Source organism: Mesorhizobium sophorae, from assembly GCF_002270415.1.
Taxonomy (GTDB): Bacteria; Pseudomonadota; Alphaproteobacteria; order Rhizobiales; family Rhizobiaceae; genus Mesorhizobium; species Mesorhizobium sophorae.
Genome location: NZ_NNRI01000022.1, coordinates 576,648 through 596,282, shown reverse-complemented (window position 1 = coordinate 596,282; position 19,635 = coordinate 576,648). Strand labels below are relative to the sequence as shown.

The window sequence follows — 19,635 nt, the reverse complement described above, 5'->3', positions numbered from 1 at the left end:
TGCTACGCCCTGGCATCATGGCCTCGCTGCTGATGACCGCCGGTCACGTTCCAGGGCATTGGCGAAGACCCACCACCACGCGAAGGCGACGTCGTAGCTCTGGCGGACGCCTTCCCCGCTTTCGATGGCGAGATCCGCGGCGGCTTCTACCATTCGAATCCGGGTGTGGAACTCGAAGGCCACGAGATTGATGTCGGTGGTTTCAGGGGTCGCCGACATCATGCTACGTCCTCCAGATTTTCGGCCTCGCTGGCATATTTTTCGACATGCCAGCGGGCTTCATGCACAGCCAAATCGCGTTCGATCTCCGCCCGCATTTCGGCTTCCTCGATCGTCACGCGGGCACGACGGACAAGCTCCGCGCGCATCTTCGCAAGGGTCGCGTCGGTGGGTGCCGTCGGGCTCGACCGCGCAGGGTAGAGCCCGACGGTCCCGACCGACAGGCCGAGAAGTCTTGCCAGCGCTGCCCGCGACATCGCCAAGCGGCTCCGGAGGTCAGCGTACTCGTCACGCCGACGCTCGCGGTCAGCGGCTGCGGCCTCGCGGCTACCGCCGAAGGGCGGGCGTCCGCCCCTTTTTCTTGATGGTGTAGCCTCCGCGTTCATTTTCAGTCGCCTTCAAAATCGCTAAGTTTTCGTACGGGGGCCGCTTCGACCAAGTAGTTTTTGAGCGTCGTCCGGATCGCGTCGGCGGCTGTTGGAAATACTTCCACGCCGGAGTTGGGGAGATCCTCAAGAGAATCACTCACCGCTATCGCCTGCCCTGTCCGTTTGCGGTGTGCCGTGCTCGTCGGTGCCTCGAATAGACCGTCCGGACCTTGGCGCGTGTACAGCCACCCGTGCCTGGTTACGTAGAAGCCGAAGCCGTGGTCAGGCGTGATCGAAACATGCATTTCGCTGGCGCTTTCGATCGTGACGCCCACAGACGCTGCTGCATCCTCGATATCCCTGTCGATCTCGCTCATGCTGCCTCACTTTCCGATGCCCTGAAGGCGATCGGGTCAGCAAGGAAACGAGCCTCGGCTTGGCCTGCGGTGGAGGTCCAGAAGGCCGTGCGGGCCGCGCTCCAGGCCATGAAGGCATCTTCGAAGGTCTCGTGTGCGAGAAGGTATGCGGCGCGGTCGCTCTCCCAGACTGGGCCGTCCAGAATGCCCAGCCGAACGCATGACAGGATGCCCCGGCCTGCCTCGCCCTGCGCCTCTTCGGCCGCCTTCAGCGCAGCAAAAAACTCCTCCTGGCGCTGCCATTCCGGCGACGATTCCCAAAATTTCTGCATCTTCGTTCTCCTCGTTTTCAGGCTTTCGGCCTTCTCCGGAACCGTCCTGCGACGGCTCGGGGGAAGGCCGGGGCTGGTGCCCCGGTTTCCGTGGTCAGGCGGCTTCCCGGAAGCGACCTTCCGCGTCGTAGCAATCGACATCTGGACCGTCGAACGGGTTGGACTCGGGCTTCGGCTGGAGGGCGAACGGTGCCGCAGCGGCTGCCTTGATCCTCTCGATCTGGTCGTCCGACAGGCTCACCTTCACCTTGTCCGCGCGGCTGTCGCGGGGATAAAGGCCGATTGTTTCGATGCCGACGACGCGCCACTCTTTTCCGAAACGGCGTAGCAGTACGCGGTTCCCGGTCACCGCATAGCCGTAGGACTTGGCGGACGGCGCACTTGTGAAGCAATCGGCCGTCGCACCGACACGGTAGGTTGCGGGCAGGCCTGCGTCCTGAAGCTGGCCTTCAGCCGTTTCAAGCCAGCCGACCACCTCGGCCACGGATGCCGTCCAGCGGCTCGCCCGGCCGTTCACGGCGGCAAGCGCTTCCCCGATTTCCTTCCGCTGCTCGGCTTTCAGGCCGTTCTTCCCGATCAATGTGGCCATAACGTCCATCTCCTGTTCCGGAAGCAGCCGACCAATTTCGCGCTGCTCATACACATATGTTGCGTTCATCCTGTGCTTAGCGCAAGGATAAACTGCGAAATAGATCTGCGTATTTTCATAAAGCGGAGAAAAAGATTCCGAGGTAAAGTAATGTCAACAATTCAATGCGACAGCGGAACTGTCTTATTGAACTGGTTCACGCCAATTAACTCTCCGCGTTGTCAACAATCTATGTTTTCCATTCTGCAAGACACTATGTATCCAGAATCGAGTTGGTTCCCGGCGCATGCAAAAAAAGTTGCAGCGTGTCCGGTAGGCAACCGAACGCGGGCGGCAACCCAGGCGAAGGCGGAAAGGGCGGCAGCCGGTCACGACGACGAAGGCCGAAGGCCGCTGCCCATCCAGCGGTGCCGTTCGCCCCTCTTTCCTGCCTTCTTGTTTCCCCTTTGCCGTCAGGCATGGGGAAAACGAGCCCCCGATTTGATGCCATCCATCGTATGCCGCTGCGCCCTAGACCGGGAAAAAGCGGAAGGCGGACGGGAGGGCAAAGGAAAATTTGGAGGGGCTTCAGCCCCGGCCGCGAGGAGCTTTTCACTTAGGAAAAGCGGGGAAATTTCCCTTTGAGGCGCGCAGCGCCGACCTCACGGGCGGCTTCTGCTCCGGTCATAAAAGGGCGCTGCGGCAGGAGATGGATGGCCCGACGCGGAGCAGAAGAAATTGGAGTCAAATGATAGTGCCGCCAAGCATGTCGGCGATTTTCTGCATGAGTCTCGCGTTCTCCCGGTCGGCACTGGCTGCCGACGTAGTCGCGGCGATGACTGATCCTTCGTCCAGGCGCGGCAGGGCCGGGTTCTCGGCAGCGATGCCGTCGATTACAAGACGAAGGCGGGCACGGCTCCCAAGCCCGCCGCCTTCCTGCAAGCGGCCGGCGGCCTCTATCGCGAGGCGCTTGAGCTGCCCGGCCTGACGGTCTGTGATGCCCGCTTGCCGCTGGCGCTCCTTTTCCTTGTCGCGAGCGGCATGGGCTTTCTCTATGCGGTCGGCATCGCCCTGCGTCTCATCGACCGCATCGCCAAACCCGATCTCTCCCCGTTCCTCGACGCGGCCGAGGAACGTCCCGGCGAGGCCGTGACGCATCCAGCGCGACCAGACAGGGGCATCGACCTGGCCGACGATTTCATCGGATTCGTGGATGACCTGCTCGCCTTCCTCGGCATCGGCAGCAGCCTCGATCTCCAGCACCTTCGCCAGCCTCGGCGAAACGACACAGGAGCGGGTTCCCGGCATCGCCTCCTCGTATTCCTTCCACCGGGCATAGAAGAATTTGTCGCCCGCCGCAGCGGCCTCGGCAATGTCCCAAGGCGTCATCGATCCGTCCGCCCTGGTTTCGGTCTTATGACCTCCGGAGACTTCCCAAGCCATGCTGCCCTTGGACGTGTAGTCGGCTGCGTCGTCGGCATCGTGGGCAACGCGGACATGGCAGCCGTGCTTGTCCGAAACCTTGCCGCCATGGGCGCGGATGTGGCGTTTGTAAGCATCAGCGACGTATTCGCCCGCCTCCTGCGCACGGGCCTTCACAAGCTCGTCGAGGGCATCCCTATCGCCGCCGGCGCGGCCTGCCTCTTCATCGGTGGGACCGTCGCAGACGACGTTGAGGTGCTGATGATAGTGCCAGCCGTTTTCCCGACTGTAGGTAACCTCTTGCCCGACGACGACACCGAGGATGCCGAAGTGGTCGCAGGCTTCGACCCATGCCCGCCCCTTCCGGGCGAGGCCGCTGGCGGTCTGAATCCGTCGCTTGCCGCGCTCAAGCGTCGTCCCAAGGTCATGGGAGGCCGTGAGGACCACAAGAGCAACCTGACCGCCTCGTTCGTAGGTCGCTGAGGCGACGCGGCCGACACGCTCGGCTCGCTCGAAAGCCTTTTTCGCGGCGCATGTCGGACAAAGCCACGGCGAGCCGCAGCGGTAGACTCCGGACACGCCAGCGCGGACCTTGCCGCCCGTTCCGGGGCGGAGGTGGATGTTGACGGAATCGGCATCCTGGGCGGGACGCCCACAGCCGCAGACGGCAGGGCCTCTTTCCAGCGGATCGGAAGGACGGCAAAGCCTCTGAATCTTATGGAGGAGATCCCAGCGCCGTGGGCCGGGAGAAACACGGTAGGCCTCGGTTTCTTCGACTTCTTCGATTTCGGAAGGAAGAGAGGAAAGGGAGAGTGGCAGACCCTGTTGAGGAGCCACAATTCCCCTTCGTGGAACCGTAGCTCCTCCGCTCCCAAGCGGCCCGCTTCGCCGGGCCGTAAGAGTCGCCTCACGGCGGTCGGATTCGAAGCCAGCAGAGGCAACGGAGACGGCCGAACGGATACGCTCCTCGGGTCCGCCGTGGATGTCGACGAACGCATCTTCGGGAACCTGGTCGAACAGCCGGAAAGATGTCGAGGCTCCGCCTGCGACGGCGAGGGCCTCCGCCTTGGTCGATGTCGACCGCTCGGCAACTTTCACGCCGGAGGTGGGACCGCGATCGCCGACGGCGGCATGCAGCGCGCGGATGCGGCTGCCGATGCCGGGAAGCTTCGGCCGCGCTGATATATCTAATTGTTGACACTCAGGCTGAGATTTCGGCGATGTGAGGGCTGGGGAGAAACCCAGCCGCCCGCTCACCTGGAGCGGACCTGTCGGCTATTGACACTGGCGGGGAGAGGTCTGATCATTTGCCTGTTCTCGTGAAAACCCCCGGAGGCCTGGCAGCCGTTGATGGGGGTTTTTTCATGCGCTGACATCAAGGGTCATAGCCGGCGGCGAATAGGTCAACCGCTTCCGCAAATCCTTCCGCATCCGAAACGCTATCACCCCATCGCCTTGCACAGAAACGACTTGAAATTCTCGTGCACCGCTTGTGGAGCGAACCTTGCGGCCGTCTGGCGAGGAAATCCTCAACAGTCATCCAATCCACTGGATCTGAGGCGATTTCGGGCCCGGCGAACTCGACATACAAATGCAGATCCTCTGGATCGAATACGAGCGTCCACGCTCCGTCATGGTCTTCGGCAAGCCGATAGATGAGGGCCGTCATGGTCCTCGCTCCTTCGTTTGGGAAGGCTTGCCGATCTGGTTCAGGAGTTCCATCGTCAGAATTGCGTATTGACCGACAAGGATAGTCCCTGAGGGGCCCCCCTGTGGGAGCCTCGGGCCTCCGGTGACGAGAACGGCCTACTCCGGACGTAGAATCTTGGCTTAATTTAGCACTTCCGAAAGGAAGAACGGGGACGGTATAGTCTCGTTTTTCGTTTGCCGCCGACACCATGGCTCATGAAGCAAATCCCGTGATTATTGTGCCTGAAGATCCGCGAACGGACACAATCAGGGCTCCGGTGCTGAAGGTGTTCGATGGCGACGGGTTTCTAACTCGGATCAAAGCTTGCGAGGTCACTGGAAACCCAAAGGATCAAGCTGAGATCGAGATAACCGCTAGATTTGGATTCATCGATGCTCCGGAAATGGAACAGCCCGGCGGCCGCGCAGCCAGGGATTTCCTTGCGGCCCTGATCGGCGACAAGTGGGTCGATCTTGTCATCTTGATGAAGATGAATACCGGGCGGTCGGTAGACACCTACGGCCGTGTCGTCTGCGTTCCCTATTTGACGCTGGACTACGCGGCCGGCGAGTTCACGACGCCGTCGTCATGCCCTCATGTCATAACGACGTTTGGGGCACCACTCCGCGTGACCAGAAACATTGAGTTAGAGATGGTCGTCAACGGCTGGGCTTGGGTCTTGGAGCGATACGGGCCTGACCAGCGATATTTGGATGCCCTGGAAGAAGCCAGACGCGCAAAGCGAGGCATATGGGCCTTCGAGGACAACATCCATCCTTGGGAATTCAAGAAACAGAAACATCGCAACAAGGCGCCAAAGCCCCGATGCCCGACAGAAAGCTGTAGCGGTCACCTCGTTAGAAAGAGCGGCAGGTTCGGTGCATTCTTCGGCTGCTCCGAATATCCTCGGTGCAGGTATTCTTGTTCGGCGGCCGACTGACCCGTCCGCCCAACGCTATGGCCTACCTCACAACTCGCTGCTAATGAAGTATAGAGGGAAGGCTCCTCTTTTGGTTCGATCGCCGAGGCTGATGCCATGAATGCTGAAGAACCGACGCTACGAGAAATCTATTCAAGCTGGGTCCGGGATACCTGGGACGGATCGAAATCTGGTCTGTCCCGCTTCATTAGGAGAAGCCCCGGCATCGTTGTCGCCATTGCCTCAGTGTGCCTGATTCCGACGGTCGGCGCGGCGGGGTACTTCGGCGTCAACGCGGTGCTCGACTACCAAAGATGGCATCAGGACCAGAAGGTATCTGAGGAACGGCGGCAACAGCAGCAATTGAATCTCGCACTCTGGTCGGAGGATATGGAGCGACAGCAGAAGCAGATCGACGAGGGCTGCGCCCATCTTTACGACCGTGGTTACGCGACCGACGGGTACGGAAGGGAGGGCGGTCCGGACTATGCCGCCTGCAAGGACGAGGTGATTAGGAACCATCCTGTCCCGTCCCGAGATATCGGGATTTCGTCTCGAATAGGCGTTCCGAATTTGTAGCGTCGAAACCCGGCTGACGGCTTATCCTTCCGATCCGCTCACCTCAACCCGCCCTGTTGGCAAGGATCTAGGCACCGCCGTCGACGGTGCTTTCCTCGTCCAGCGCATGCGGCGTCGGCAGCTTTCCGAAACGAATGCGGGGCAGGCCAACCATACGGAACTAGCCCCTCGCAAAGGTAGCCGACTAGGCCGAAGGCTTCGGCTTCCGGACCACGATCCGGTCGATCACCTGCTTACGGCCGGAAATGAATTCAAGAATTCGGAACTCTCCACTGGACCTGACAGCGAATGACGGAGCGGCCCGGAGGTCAGCGACGGTCACCTTCCAGGTTCTCAGTTCACCGATGGATACCGATGCGCGGAAGCTGCGGTTCTCGCCGATCCGACCGAACTGCATGTGGACGATGTTGTCCTTCTCTGTAAGCGACAGCAGTTCGTATAGATCGAGCGGCAGCCCTTCCTTGTTCCGAAATGAGGTATGACCGCTCACAGCGATCGTTTTCACCGAGCCGGATTGTGAGCGAGGATTGTCGGTGCACGGATGTTTCGGCCATGGCCAGCCTAAATCGTCGAAGAATACCCGCCCGCCATACGGACTCTGGTAATAAAACACACGGTCTCCGCAGACCGGACAATGTGCGTTCGGATTGACGTAAGAGACAGCCGTTTGGAACGTCTTTACGACCGCCCGGTTAGTTCCTGAATTATATCCTGAGCACCAACGGCCGCTTACATGGATCGGTATCTTCTGTCCGCCGCTATAGCGAATTACGATTTCTTCCCCGCACACGTTACAAGTCGTCATGCGCAATCCCCCCGAGGCAAAGTAGCCTGCCTGGGAGGGAAATGCCACGCCCCGTCATGTAGGAAAGCTTCTGATAGAGGAGGACGGGGAAGTCTGCCCACTAGCCTTACGGCATCCTGTCGGGGTTCTGTCGTGTCGCCGGACATAGGTATTGGTATTGTCCGCCTATACACGATCCGATAGCGAGGTACCTAATAGTGACTGAGATCGACACCAAAGACCCAAAGTTCCTGGCGTTCTGGACGAAATGCATCCGCGAAACGTCGCACTGGTCGCAGGAGGCATTGGCCGCCGCGGCGGGGCTCGACGTGCGTACCATCCAGAGGATCGAGGCCGGACACCCCGTCAGCGTTACCACACGGCGGGCGCTCGCTCGCGGGCTGGGCTATGACAATCCCAACGTGTTCGAAGATGTTGAATTCATCAAGGGTGTGCATGCCCTCTTCGGCGGGCTACGCAAAGTGCAAGACGAGGAGGTCCAGAAGCAGTTTCCTGACCATACGCGGGTGAACGTCTCACGCGTTACGAGCGGTGAAGGATTGGCTCGTGTCGCCTATGAGGCTAACGCGTACCTCTTCCATGCCGACGACGCGATCACAGATGAGGCCAAGGAGGTCGCGGCGAGCACCTTCGATTTCCTGCGCGACCTGGGCGACCTGGGAGATGACGGCTCCTTCTCCGAAAAGCTCGGCTATCAGCGTTCGCTCGGCGAACTACTGGAGCAATTGGAGGCGCTGGGCGCCGCATGCTACAGCGCATTCAGGGCGACGAAGATGGTGAGCGCAACCTGGGTGGACAAAACGCCTGTTCCCATGACGGTTGGGTACCTGACGGTCGTGCCAGTCGAGAAAGTCCTGACTGAGATGATGGTCCCTCGCCGTCTATCGTGAGTCGATCCGGCGGCTCACCGCAGGAGCGCTTTCCGGAGAGCCTTCGTTCCCTGTTCCACGAATGCCGGAACGCGCCCGCTCAGCGCTGCCGTGATGGCGTCCGAGGATGAGATGTCTCGCAGGAAAGTGGCCGCGTCAGTCCATGCACCGTCGTCCAGCGGCTCACGGTCGAGGAACGTGCCATGGGCAATCTTAGCCTGCCCTGCGACTCGCCGCTGGGTCAGTTGTTCCAGCGCGTCGGTAAGCCATTGCGCGTCCGGACGTAATGCCTTCAGGCCTTCCTGCGTGACGCGCTTGCCGTCGGCCAGTTTCTGCTCGGCGTCCTCAAGGACGCCAAGAACTGACTGGGCGCGGGCGATCACCTTCGGGATTAACCCGTCTCGGGCACGGTCGGCGAGGATGTGCAGCGCGTCGGCGCCGACAGGCATTCCGTCGTCGGCATATGCTCGGGCGACAGGCTCTTTGCCCTTGGCCGCACGCTCGCGGTTCCGGTGCTGCTTGATGACTTCCTCGACGTCGGTGACGCGCAGCCTCTCGCCTTCCCGCGCCCGGTCCAGGACATCCTCGCAGGCCGCCACTGGAGCGGTCGCAAGTCGGACGATGGCGGTCGGCGACAGCGCGAGGTTCAGTTCCTCAAGGATCGCGGGGCGATCGCCGAAACGGAGATAAAGATTCACGCAGTCGCGTGCCCACTGCTCGGACATACCAGTCTCGGCCACCAGCCACGGCAACCATGCGCCATGAGGAAGGATTTCCCGCGCGCGGTGCAGCCGTTCGCCGATGTCCATGAGGGCGGCGGCAGCGTCGATCAGGCGTTTCCGGATTTCACGAGCATCATCCTGCAACGCCCTCCGGCGCTCCGGAACAACGGAATCGTAGTCGAACCCCACCACGGCCGCCCCTCGGTCCATTGTCGCCAGACGCTGCGCAGATTTCGCCATGCCCTGCCCTCCTTCCGGCAGGCGTATCCGGAAGGGGTTACGGAATGGTCAAACCCCCAATGATTGGGGATTTCCCGCTCGCGGCGCATCCAGGGTGGCGGACGAGATGGGCAATAAGGCTCATGGGGCGCTGCCCCGACGCGCCCCTTCGGGGCTTGTCTCCCCCGGGATACGAAAAAAGAGGAAGGGCCGTCCGATGTCGCTTGACCGATGCGGGCCAGCACATCAGCATCGGAGTGCGGTACAGCAGGGATGCGATGACCGCAAAAGAGGAAGGCCCGCCCACTGTGGCGGGTTTTTCTTTTCCAGCTCATCTACGCAAGAGAGCAGCGTATAAAACGGAGCCTTCCGGATGTCCGGAACGGGATCGGGAGCCAGCCGGGAGGCAGAGCAAATTCGCGGCCGTGAGCTCGGTCACCAGGTGCGCCGTAGGAGCGTTAGTATGCGACGGCAAAGCCGGAACGCGGGACCGACGGACCCCGACGAGCGGTCATTTTGGAAGAAAAGCGGGCATTGCCAGCAGGGCGGGATTCTGGCCGATTCAGGCCTTGGCGCAAGAATCTGTCGCACGTAAAGGGGTCATTCGTGCGTGGTTTCGGGTCGCCGTGGGTATCAGGTCGCCGGAAATCAGCAGCCCTTGGCGGCGGTTCTTTCCATGTCCAAGGTCATCGCCAATGCCATGACTATGGAGACCATCGCGTCGTCGAGTAAGGGATCGTGAAAGGCCTTCTTTCCAAGCTCCGAGATGGCCTCAAAATTGCTGTCCGCCTTGTTGTACAAGTCTTCAAGCTCCAGCGCGGCGTCGCGGGCGTGGGCAAGGCTCAGGCCGTGTTTATGGATTAGGCGGTGTATGATGTGGACAAGAATTCTGCTGAAGCCATTAGTCGCAAATTTCTCTGTCTGAACGTATTCGTGAAAAAAGCCCCACAGGAATTGCAGTTCGAACCATTGAAAGGTGTCCCGCAATCCGTCGCCCTGGTCATCAACGAATTTCCCAAGGACTTCGTTGGTCATTGTGTATTTTATGAAGGTCGAAAACTGTCGTCCAAATGCCTCGTCGGCAAGGCGTGCGCCTTCCTCCAGGTATTCTTTTGCGACTTCGGTATCCGGGGACTTCCTGCGAAAGATCGGCAGCATGGCATAGACCCACCCGTTATTCGGTGAACATAGCCGCAATCGCCAATTCCGAGAAGACCGCCCGTCCGCTTCCCGCCTAACGATGCAGCCTGCCGTCCGATCGCGGGGCCACCAGTGACACCTAAAGGTGTCAAACTCAAATTGAGCCAACGTGCATGAAAGGTGAATCGGGGGATCATTCCCCCGATTCCTTGCGGTTGCGGATCACAAGGTGTCCGGTGAGCGGCAGGGCGGTTAGGGAGATGTTGAACCCGTTGCCGTCCTGGTGCAGCCATACGGCCCCCTTCCCCTCCTCGCCTCGGTAGATACGAGGCGAAGTCAGGCCTTGAGGAAGCTGCCGAAATCGACACCTTTCGGTAGCGGCAAGGCTTCAATCTTCTCGATCTCGTCGCTTTGAAGGACTGGAAATCCGTAGCCATCGCCGACGTTGCCTGGAGCGTGGCCGCATTGACGGTCGGCGATCAGCTTGCCCGTGTCGCCGCCGATCCCGCGCAGCCAGTGCTTGGCATTGTGCCGGAGCGAATGGAAGACGTGCCTGTGCTCTACGTGGATTCCGAGCGCCCGCATCCAGTTTCCCATCTGCTTTTGAGCAGAATGCGACGGGTCTTTGGCCCGACGATGGTATTCGCCGAAAACCCACCCTCTCCGGCCCCTTGCGAAGTCGAGGAATCCGGCCTCTCGCAAAAAGGGGTGCAGCGCGACGATGCGCGGGGAGGTTTCGGTTTTCAGGGCGCGGTCGACCTCCTTCCGGTCGATGACCAGCGGCAGGCGGAGGTCGATGACCGTGTAGCCATCGATTTCAACGATGTCCTTGGGCTGGACCCAGACAAGCTCGCCTTGGCGCATCCCAGTCAGCAGAGCAACCAAGGGCATGAATTTCTTGAAGTCGTCGCGCGGGTACAGCGATGCGGCAGCCGTCATCCAGACATTCAGGGAGGAGACTGGCAGCCCCTCTCTGGTGATCGCCTTGCGGGCATTGGTGGGCATGGTGATCTTGTAGGACTTCAAGTCCTTTACATCGGCAACGCCCGCCGTCACCTTCGACCAGAGGTTCGTCACCTCGGAAACGAGGCTGCCGACGGCGGAGGTTGAAAGCGTCGGAATCCGCTTTTTGTGCTTGGCATTCACCTCCGTCATTTCCCGGATCGAAATGCCACTGAACTGCGCGTACTTCGTCCGGTTCTTCGGGCACTTCGCCATGACTGTGGCGAACTCCTGAACATGCAAGGGCAGGTAGTACCGAAGAGGCTTGTCGCCGATGACATCGGTGAACGCCGCGAGGCCGTTTTCCAATCGTTCCTGATAGCGGTCGCCGTCGCCCTTCCCGCCGCCTGCCTTGGCATCTTTTCGGAGGTCGAGGACGACTTTCCCGGCCACGCTCAAGAGGGTGTCGGCGGTTATCTCCCGCTCGTCCCGGTGCTCGTCGGCGGCAACGAGAGGGACAGAAGACGAAACCGGGACAGACTCCGCCGGCACGACAGACCTACCGATCGTCGCCACGGTCGCAAGCGCATGCTGGTAGGCCGCGCGCTCTGCCGTGAGGGCTGCGGCATCGGTTTCAAGAGCCTGTCCAACCACGTCAAGGCGCCGACGAATTGAGACCAGGGAATCCCTCCGGCCCTCGGCCCTTGCTTCTGCTCGTCGGAAATGGCCGACAAACTCGGGGTCTGCACTCGGGCCATGAGCAGCCTCTTCCTCCGCGCCGCTGCGCGCCCCAAGGACTCCTAGCCCTGCCGAAAACTCGTCGCGCCGGAGCCCTTCAAGCTCCACTGCCAAGGCCTTCAGGCTGCGTGTCAGCGTCTCCCTGTCCATGCCTGCATTCAATCCTTCGAACGCCATCACGGCGAGCGCCGTCGCCCGACGCTGCGCCTCACGCCTTTTCAGTGCTCCAAGCCATATGCGCAAAGGCGTTGCACCAAGGTTTACGACTTGCCCGGCAGGGATTCGCATCTGGAAGAAGAAACCTGAGTCCTTGCGCCATAAATACATCGCCCGCTCCAGGTGTACGTTTAGGTGTACGTTTCTGGATAAGGAGCGATAATTACACAATAAAATCAAAGACTTAAGCGATGGTGGGCCCGGAGGGACTCGAACCCCCAACCAAGCGGTTATGAGCCGCCGGCTCTAACCATTGAGCTACAGGCCCCACGCGGGCTGGATTAATGTTTTTCGCATCGCCGCACAAGGCTTTCCCGTCGGGCTTCCACGGATCGCCCAAATCAACCCATAATCGCGCTCTACGCGACCTCTGCGACTTTGATCGCGGACCAAGGAGATTTTCATGACCAGACGCCTTTTGCCTCTCGCGCTCGCCGCTGCAATCGCTTTTCCGGCGATGGCTGGAGCCACCGATTTGGCGACGCCGCCCCGCATCATTGTGTCGGGCGAAGGCGAAGCAACCGTAGCCCCCGATCTGGCGATCCTGACGCTCAGCGTCATGCGCGAAGCCAAGACCGCACGCGCGGCACTCGACGCCAACAACGACGCCATGGCCGCCGTGATCGCCGCCATGAAGTCGGCCGGCATCAAGGACCGCGACCTGCAGACCGCCGGCATCCAGATCAACCCGCGCTACAACTACACCAACAAGCCGGATGGCAGCCAGGAAGCCGAACTCGTCGCCTATCAGGTAACCAACACGCTGTCGGTGCGGGTGCGCGATGTCGACAAGACGGGCGAGATTCTGGACAAGGCGGTGTCGCTTGGCGTCAACCAGGGTGGCGGCATTGCCTTCACCAACGACAACCCGGCAGCGACCGTCACGGAGGCCCGCAAGAAGGCGGTGGCCAACGCCGTGGCCAAGGCCAAGACGCTCGCCGAGGCCGCCGGCGTCAGCCTCGGCCGGGTGCTCGAAATCACCGACCAGAACATCGCGCCGACACCAATGCCGATCAACGCCAAGGCCTTCGATGCCGCGGCGGGCGCGGCTCCGGTGCAGGCCGGCGAGAATTCCTACAACGTCCAGGTCACCGTCACCTTCGAACTGAAGTAGGCGCCTGACGATCCATGGCTGGGCTTGCTCGGCCATGGATCCAGCCATGGCCAACACGTTGCATGAAAAACCCCGCGGGATTGCTCCCGCGGGGTTTTTTCGAGCCACGCCCTTCCAGCAGGAAAGGGGCTCGGCTACTCCCAGCATGATCTTCGCAGAAGATCATGCTGCCCGGCTAACCCTCGAAGAGGGTCATGCCGCCAGGCTGATCTTTGAAGGAGATCATGCCCTTGTATTCAAGCCGGACCCGGCCTCAGCGATATATGACCGGGCAGCCGCGGTCGTTGGCGAACACGACGACGACGCGGTCGCCGTACTGTCGGCCCATCACCTTCACAGTCCGACGGTTGACGTCGAGGATGCGGACGCGGTGGAGACCCATGCGTTCGGCCTTGTCGAGCGCGCGGTCCGGCGAACAGCCACGGCGCCATTCGCCACGGCGTTCATCACCCCAGCCGCGGCGTTCATCACCCCAGCCGCGGCGTTCATCACCCCAGCCGCGACGTTCATCACGGCGGTGGCGATAGCCGTCGTCGCCGGCATAGACGCCGAAGCGCGTGTCGTTGTTGTTGCCGAAGCCGAGATAGAGGCTGTCGGCATGGGCCGGGATGGCGGCCAGCGTGCCGAGACCGACCAGAGCCGAAAGGGCTGCCGTCTTGATCGTGTTGAACATTGTCTTCTCTCCTTGTTGCGGGCTTTCGCCCGTCCTCGTGAACCGATGGGGGGAGAATGCACTTGGCTGTCTGAACTCATTGCGAACCGGCCGTTCATCTCCGGTTCATGTGGCGGAAAAGGATTTCGCCGGCCATCTAACATCGTCCACGGCAGGGGTGAATGCCCCAAAACGCCTCACTCAGTAGCCGGATCCCAATCCAGCTGATTGGCTGAAGACCAGCTTGTTCGTTCCAACGCGGAGCCCTACGGCTCGTCGTCTCCAATGCGAGCGAGCCTTACGGCTCGTCGTCCCGGCGCGAGCCCTACGGCTCGTCGTCTAGCAGGTAATCAAAATAGTCTTCCGGCTCGGCGAGATCGGTCTCGCTTGCCTTGACCCGCCCCCGCATCGACATGCCGGCCTCATGCACGGTCTCGGCGCTGCCCGACACCAGCCGGTGCCACCAGTAGAGGTCATGGCCCTCGGCCACCAGCCTGTAGGCGCAGGTGCTGGGCAGCCAGCTGATGGTGCGAACGTTCTGCGGCGTCAGCCCCACGCAGTCGGGAACGCGCGCCAGCCGGTTGGCGTAGTCCGAACAGCGGCAGCTCTGCGCGTCGAACAGCCGGCACCCGACACTGGTCCAATAGATCTCGCCGGTGTCCTCGTCCTCGAGCTTTGACAGGCAGCATTTGCCGCAACCGTCGCACAGCGACTCCCACTCAGCCGGGCTCATCGCCTCCAGCGCCTTGGTTTTCCAGAATGGCGTTTCCATTCCCGGCATGTGGCCCCAGCCGCCGGCAAGGTCAAGCGCGGCAACGGCCGGAATGCGGCGATCGCCAGGTGATGACACGAAGTTGCCTTCAAAAGGCCGGCCAATCGCCCCGTACGGCGTCTATCGCGGCCAAACTGGAACCAATCGGCGCACGATCGGTTTCGGCAAGGATGGGACCCCATAAGGAGAGTTTTCGATGAAACGCCAACCACGGATTCTGGCAGGCACCGCACTTGGCCTGCTGATGGCATCCGCGCCGTTGGGCGCGTTCCCGCTTCAGGGAAGTGCCGCCTTCGGCCCCGCCCAGCACACGTCAGCCGCGTTCATTTTGGCGCAGGCAGCGTGCGCCGAGGGCGAATCGGCCGAAGCCTGTGCGCAGAAGCAGCCGAAACAAAGGGAGCGGAAGAAGGCCGAGCCAGAGCAACAGGCGGCGCCCGCCGCCCAGAGCGAGCAGGAGCAGCCGCGCAAGAAGCGCGAGAAGCAACAGCAGACGGAGTCCGCCCCTGCCGAGCAGGCCGCTCCGGCTGTCGAGGAGCAGCAACCTCGGAGGAAGAATCGCGATCAGCAGCAGCAGCAGACTGAGCAGGCGCCGGCCGAGCAAGCCGCTCCAGCCGCCGAAGCGCAGCAGCCGCGCAAGAAGAAGCGCGAACAGCAGCAGCAGACCGAGCAGGCGCCGGCCGAAGCGGCACCCGCAGAGCAGGCCGCTCCAGCCGCCGAAGCGCAGCAGCCGCGCAAGAAAAAGCGCGAGCAGCAGCAGACTGAGCAGGCGCCAGCCGAAGCGGCTCCTGCCGGCCAGGCCGAACCGGCCAACGACAACCAGCAGGGCGAGCAAGCCAAGCCGCGCAAGAGGCACAAGCAGGATCAGCAGGCCGAGCCGACCACGATAGCGCCGGCCGTCGAGCCCGCGCAGAAGCCTGAGAAGCAGAAGAAGCCTGTCGAAACGGCCAAACCGGCCGTCGTGCCGGAAGCCGCCCCGGCACCGACCGAGAACCAAGCTCCGGCCGAAGTGGCGAAGCCCAAGGTCGAACCGGCTCCCGCCGGCGAACAGCCAGCGGCCCAGGGCGAGCAGCCGCAGGACAAGACCAAGAAGCACGGTAAGAAACCGGTTGGCGAGCAGCCTGTCACCGGCGAGCAGCCTGCCACGGGCGAACAACCGGCCAACGGCGAAAAGCCTGCCATAGCCGAGCAACCGGCCAATGGCGGCAAGGCGGCGCCTGTCCAGGGCGAGGCACCTGCCGATCCGAACGCCGCTCCCATACTGGACAGCCAGAAGGATGCCGAGCGCAAGGGCGGCAAGGATCAGGGCCGCAGGAAGCCCGCCAACCAGAACGGCCAGCAGAATGGCGAGCAGCAGAATGGTGGGCAGAACGCCCAGCAAGGTGGCGATCAGGGCCGCAAGCCCGTGGTCGCGCCTGTCGATCAGGGTCCGCCGCCCACCGACGACAAGGCCGCCCAGCAGGAGATCAAGCCCGAAAAATTGGTCCCGGTGACGGAGGAAAAAGGCAAGCGTGTCGATCGTGCACCCGACGAGAATATCCGCGACCGCCGCCGTCCCAAGGGCGTCGACGTGCTCAAGGAAATCGGCGACCGCGTCATCATCCAGCTCAACAACCAGACGATCGTCCAGAGCAATGACGGTCCGCGCATGAACCGTGGCGCCAAGGACGTCTACTACGAGGATCTGCCGCAAGGCCGCACACGCGAGACGGTCGAGCGCGGCAATGGCGTCCAGATCGTCACCATCCGCAACCGCTACGGCGATGTCATCCAGCGTTCGCGCATCACCCCCGACGGGCGCGAATACGTGCTGAGCTACGTCGATGAGCAGGACTATCAGGATGAGGGCGATTGGCGCGATCCCGGCGACGACCTCCCGCCGATTCGACTGACCATCCCGCGCCGGCAGTACATCCTCGATTCCGAGGACGTCGAGAGCCCTGACGACTACTACACCTTCCTCGAACAGCCGCCGGTGGAGAAGGTCCAGCGCCTCTATTCGATCGACGAGGTCAAGCGTTCGGCCCGCGTGCGCGACATTGCACGCCGTGTTGACCTCGACACGCTGAACTTCGAATTCGGTTCGGCCTCGATCTCCGACACCGAGGTGCAGAAGCTCGAGGGTGTCGCCAGCGCGATGGACAAGCTGCTGAAGAAGAACCCGGCCGAGACCTTCCTGATCGAAGGCCACACAGATGCCGTCGGCACGCCGGAGGCCAACCTCGCTTTGTCCGATCGTCGCGCCGAAGCGGTGGCGGAGGCCCTCACCAATGCCTTCGGCATTCCGCCGGAGAACCTGACGACGCAGGGCTATGGCGAGGAGTATCTGAAGGTCAACACGGCCGCGCCCAACCGCGAGAACCGACGCGTCGCCATTCGCCGCATCACCTCGCTGGTGGCGCCCGTCGCCAGCAACAATTAGGTCATGATTTCAAAATCATGACCTGGTTTGCGGACTCTGTACGAGAAGCAGCCATCCCCGGTCCTGCCGGGGATGGTTCCACGTGCCAGGTTCAACAAGAATTGTACCAGCATTAGCGCCGGCTCATTGAATCGTGGGTTCACCCACCCCAGATTCTTGACAGGGCGTTCCCTGCCCCGTCCCGACTCCAGCGGGACGCATTGAGCCCCGCCGGTCCCTCGCCGGCGGGGTTTTTTGTCTTGCAAACAGGGACGACCTGACCGAAATACGAGCCACCACCTCGCGGCCCACTATCCCAAGAGAACCAATCGGAACCACTCTATGAAGCGTCTCGAACTGGCCATCGAATCGATCATCCTTGCCTCGCGCTGGCTGCTGGTCGTTTTCTATCTCGGGCTGGGCGTGGCGCTGGCAATCTATGCGCTGTCCTTCGGCAAGAAGCTCTACGAGTTCGTCACCGTGGCGTTGACGCTTGGCGACACTGACACAATCCTGAAGATGCTGGGGCTGATCGATGCTGCACTGGTCGCCTCGCTGGTCGTGATGGTCATCATCTCGGGCTACGAGAACTTCGTCAGCCGCTTCGACGATGAGGACGGCGGCGTGCATTGGCTGGGCACGATCGATGTCGGTTCGCTGAAGGTCAAGGTTGCCTCGACCATCGTTGCCATCTCTTCCATCCACCTCTTGCAGGTGTTCCTCAACTCGTCTTCCTATTCGACCGACCAGTTGATGTGGCTGACCATCATCCACCTCGCCTTTGTCGTCTCGGCCTTCATGCTCGCCTATATCGACCGGCTGATGGGCCTGAGCAAAGGCAAGAGGGACGAGGCGTGAGGTGACGCCTGCCGGGCGTTGAATCAGTCCGGCAGGATCGGTACGCTATCGCCCTGCATGATCAGGATTTTCCGGGCTCGAGGATTGGCGGCTGGCTGCCTCGAGCGTCTAATAGATCCGCTTGATCTTCGTGTCCGTCCGCGCAAACACCTCGTCCGGCACGAAGAAGTCGCCAGCCAGCGGCCCGGTCGCGCCCGGCGCATAGATGGACAAATCGCTGACGCCCTCGGCGCGCAGCACCTCCTCGTCGATATAGAAATTGCCGGTCGCCTCGCGCGATGGCCGCATGAAGATCGCATGCGCGGCATCGGCCATGATGTCGGGCGAACGGCTCATCGCCGCCACAGTTGCGCCGCCGAGCAGATTGCGCACCGCCGCCGTGTCGATGGTCGAGAGCGGCCACAGCGAATTAACCGCGATGCCGTCCCTGGCGAACTCGGCGCTCATACCCAACGTGCACATCGACATGCCGAACTTTGCCATCGTGTAGGCGACGTGGTTCTTGAACCATTTGGCCTTCATGTCGAGCGGCGGCGCCAGATTCAAAATGTGAGGATTATTAGCCAACTTCAGGTGCGGAATGCACATTTTGGAGACGAGGAATGTGCCGCGCGTGTTGATCTGGTGCATCAGATCGTAGCGCTTCATGTCGGTTTCCAGCGTGCCGGTGAGTTGGATGGCGCTGGCATTGTTGACGCAGATGTCGATGCCGCCGAACTTTTCGACGGTCCTTGAAACCGCCTCGGCAACCTGTGCTTCCTCGCGGATGTCACACAGCACAGGCAGCGCCTTGCCGCCGGCCTGCTCGATCTCTTCAGCCGCGGTGTAGATCGTGCCCGGAAGCTTCGGATGCGGCTCGGCGGTCTTGGCGGCGATCGTCACATTGGCGCCGTCACGCGCGGCGCGCAGCGCGATCGCCAGCCCGATCCCGCGCGACCCGCCGGAGATGAACAGCGTCTTTCCCTTGAGCGACATTTCCTTGCGCCTCCCTTGCAACATGGCAGACGCGAACCTTTGCGCGGCAGGCGACCACAGCGCAAGGTCCGACGCGCTGGACGTCGAGTTACGCTGCGTAGGGTTTGTGACTAAACCAGCACCAGCCCCTGGCGCATCGCGATGGCGATCGCGTCTGTGCGGTTGGCGGCACCCAGCTTGATCAGGATCGCGGCAACATGGAACTTCGCCGTGTGCACGGAAATGTTCAGCCGCCGCGCGATCACCTTGTTGGGTGCGCCCTCGGCCAGCAGCGCCAGCACTTCCGCCTCGCGCGGCGACAGCGAAGGCCGGGCGGCGTGCTCGTCGGAGGCTTCGTCGTCAAACGGCTCGCCATCGCCGGCCTCGCGATCGCTGGCATGGAAATCCTCATGGCGCCCGCGTCCGCCATCGCTCGCTACGCGATAGCCGGCCGCCGCCAGCCGTGCTGCCGCTGCAATCAACAAATCGTCCGTGCCCGCAGGCATCACGGCCAACACCTCGCCGGCAGGCCGCTCGGCGCTGCCCGACAGCAGCACCCGTGGCGTGGAGGCCGGCACGGCATTACCGCTGCTGTCGTCAACGATGGCGACATCGGCGGTACCGCCGCCGGCCGCGACCGGCAGCAGGTCTTCGCTCGCGGCAAACGACGCAGCCAGGCGCTCGGCGCGAGCCGCGTCGCCAAGCGCAATCAGCACCACCAGCCGCCGTGAGGCGGCACCGTCATGCATGATCCGGTCGCTGGTGAGCGTGTCCATCACTCCT

Annotated in this window: 21 protein-coding genes and 1 tRNA gene; 6 read left to right on the top strand and 16 right to left on the bottom strand. The window is 62.0% G+C overall.

Translation table 11 applies throughout. The annotated features are described in order from the left end of the window. Positions 1-15 precede the first annotated feature (15 nt). From CGZ66_RS33955 to CGZ66_RS39590, 7 genes are all read right to left on the bottom strand, one after another. Positions 16-222 (bottom strand): hypothetical protein, encoded by a 207-nt coding sequence (locus CGZ66_RS33955; RefSeq protein WP_095091018.1) that lies wholly within the window; start codon positions 220-222, stop codon positions 16-18. Next, positions 219-476: a hypothetical protein gene (locus tag CGZ66_RS33950; protein WP_095091017.1), complete on the bottom strand. Its 258-nt coding sequence runs from the start codon at positions 474-476 to the stop codon at positions 219-221. The genes CGZ66_RS33955 and CGZ66_RS33950 overlap by 4 nt, the downstream gene beginning before the upstream one ends. 131 nt (positions 477-607) lie before the next feature. Beyond that, positions 608-964, bottom strand: coding sequence for a hypothetical protein (locus CGZ66_RS33945; RefSeq protein WP_095091016.1), 357 nt, complete (start codon positions 962-964; stop codon positions 608-610). Then, a complete protein-coding gene (locus CGZ66_RS33940) occupies positions 961-1,275 on the bottom strand; it encodes a hypothetical protein (protein ID WP_095091015.1) in 315 nt (104 codons plus the stop codon). The genes CGZ66_RS33945 and CGZ66_RS33940 overlap by 4 nt, the downstream gene beginning before the upstream one ends. Before the next feature lie 94 nt (positions 1,276-1,369). Beyond that, entirely contained in the window at positions 1,370-1,918 is a 549-nt protein-coding gene (locus CGZ66_RS33935; RefSeq protein ID WP_143748933.1) for a hypothetical protein, read from the bottom strand. A gap of 669 nt (positions 1,919-2,587) precedes the next feature. Further along, positions 2,588-3,712, bottom strand: a complete 1,125-nt coding sequence (locus CGZ66_RS33930) for a hypothetical protein (RefSeq protein ID WP_143748932.1) — start codon at positions 3,710-3,712, stop codon at positions 2,588-2,590. Between the two features lie 928 nt (positions 3,713-4,640). Next, a complete protein-coding gene (locus CGZ66_RS39590) occupies positions 4,641-4,934 on the bottom strand; it encodes a hypothetical protein (RefSeq protein ID WP_143748931.1) in 294 nt (97 codons plus the stop codon). A gap of 229 nt (positions 4,935-5,163) precedes the next feature. Between CGZ66_RS39590 and CGZ66_RS41190 the strand changes: the two genes are divergently transcribed. Next, positions 5,164-5,895, top strand: a complete 732-nt coding sequence (locus tag CGZ66_RS41190; RefSeq protein WP_095091723.1) for a topoisomerase DNA-binding C4 zinc finger domain-containing protein — start codon at positions 5,164-5,166, stop codon at positions 5,893-5,895. 96 nt (positions 5,896-5,991) lie between these two features. Then, entirely contained in the window at positions 5,992-6,453 is a 462-nt protein-coding gene (locus CGZ66_RS33915; RefSeq protein WP_095091011.1) for a hypothetical protein, read from the top strand. Between the two features lie 184 nt (positions 6,454-6,637). Here the strand turns inward: CGZ66_RS33915 and CGZ66_RS33910 are convergent, their stop codons facing one another. After that, positions 6,638-7,066, bottom strand: a complete 429-nt coding sequence (locus CGZ66_RS33910; RefSeq protein ID WP_143748930.1) for a hypothetical protein — start codon at positions 7,064-7,066, stop codon at positions 6,638-6,640. Between the two features lie 389 nt (positions 7,067-7,455). On the opposite strand from CGZ66_RS33910, the gene CGZ66_RS33905 reads away from it, so the two are divergent. Next, complete coding sequence (locus tag CGZ66_RS33905; RefSeq protein WP_167392355.1) at positions 7,456-8,148, top strand: helix-turn-helix domain-containing protein; 693 nt, start codon at positions 7,456-7,458, stop codon at positions 8,146-8,148. Positions 8,149-8,162: 14 nt separating this feature from the next. Here the strand turns inward: CGZ66_RS33905 and CGZ66_RS33900 are convergent, their stop codons facing one another. The 4 genes from CGZ66_RS33900 to CGZ66_RS33890 form a co-directional block, all read right to left on the bottom strand. Beyond that, on the bottom strand, positions 8,163-9,089 hold the full coding sequence (locus tag CGZ66_RS33900) for a DUF3102 domain-containing protein (protein ID WP_095091008.1): 927 nt from the start codon (positions 9,087-9,089) through the stop codon (positions 8,163-8,165). Positions 9,090-9,716: 627 nt separating this feature from the next. Beyond that, on the bottom strand, positions 9,717-10,226 hold the full coding sequence (locus tag CGZ66_RS33895; RefSeq protein WP_095091007.1) for a hypothetical protein: 510 nt from the start codon (positions 10,224-10,226) through the stop codon (positions 9,717-9,719). A gap of 318 nt (positions 10,227-10,544) precedes the next feature. After that, positions 10,545-12,215 (bottom strand): site-specific integrase, encoded by a 1,671-nt coding sequence (locus CGZ66_RS40165; protein ID WP_167392354.1) that lies wholly within the window; start codon positions 12,213-12,215, stop codon positions 10,545-10,547. Positions 12,216-12,296: 81 nt separating this feature from the next. After that, positions 12,297-12,372 (bottom strand) — tRNA-Ile (locus tag CGZ66_RS33890). A 135-nt stretch (positions 12,373-12,507) separates the two neighbouring features. Between CGZ66_RS33890 and CGZ66_RS33885 the strand changes: the two genes are divergently transcribed. After that, positions 12,508-13,218, top strand: coding sequence for an SIMPL domain-containing protein (locus CGZ66_RS33885; RefSeq protein ID WP_095091006.1), 711 nt, complete (start codon positions 12,508-12,510; stop codon positions 13,216-13,218). Between the two features lie 253 nt (positions 13,219-13,471). Here CGZ66_RS33885 and CGZ66_RS33880 read toward each other — a convergent pair whose 3' ends face one another. Next, positions 13,472-13,891, bottom strand: coding sequence for a hypothetical protein (locus CGZ66_RS33880; protein ID WP_095091005.1), 420 nt, complete (start codon positions 13,889-13,891; stop codon positions 13,472-13,474). A 304-nt stretch (positions 13,892-14,195) separates the two neighbouring features. After that, positions 14,196-14,642 (bottom strand): YcgN family cysteine cluster protein, encoded by a 447-nt coding sequence (locus CGZ66_RS33875; RefSeq protein ID WP_095091722.1) that lies wholly within the window; start codon positions 14,640-14,642, stop codon positions 14,196-14,198. 196 nt (positions 14,643-14,838) lie between these two features. Here CGZ66_RS33875 and CGZ66_RS33870 point away from each other — a divergent pair, with 196 nt between their 5' ends. Together CGZ66_RS33870 and CGZ66_RS33865 are read left to right on the top strand one after the other, a co-directional pair. After that, entirely contained in the window at positions 14,839-17,061 is a 2,223-nt protein-coding gene (locus CGZ66_RS33870) for an OmpA family protein (protein ID WP_095091004.1), read from the top strand. Positions 17,062-17,382: 321 nt separating this feature from the next. Continuing rightward, positions 17,383-17,898: a TIGR00645 family protein gene (locus CGZ66_RS33865; protein ID WP_095091003.1), complete on the top strand. Its 516-nt coding sequence runs from the start codon at positions 17,383-17,385 to the stop codon at positions 17,896-17,898. Positions 17,899-18,006: 108 nt separating this feature from the next. On the opposite strand, the gene CGZ66_RS33860 is transcribed toward CGZ66_RS33865, so the two are convergent. Then, a complete protein-coding gene (locus CGZ66_RS33860) occupies positions 18,007-18,873 on the bottom strand; it encodes an SDR family oxidoreductase (protein WP_095091002.1) in 867 nt (288 codons plus the stop codon). A gap of 110 nt (positions 18,874-18,983) precedes the next feature. Then, the gene (locus tag CGZ66_RS33855) at positions 18,984-19,628 is read right to left on the bottom strand and encodes a helix-turn-helix transcriptional regulator (RefSeq protein ID WP_095091001.1); all 645 of its coding nucleotides are present in this window, start codon (positions 19,626-19,628) and stop codon (positions 18,984-18,986) included. Between the last annotated feature and the right edge of the window lie 7 nt (positions 19,629-19,635).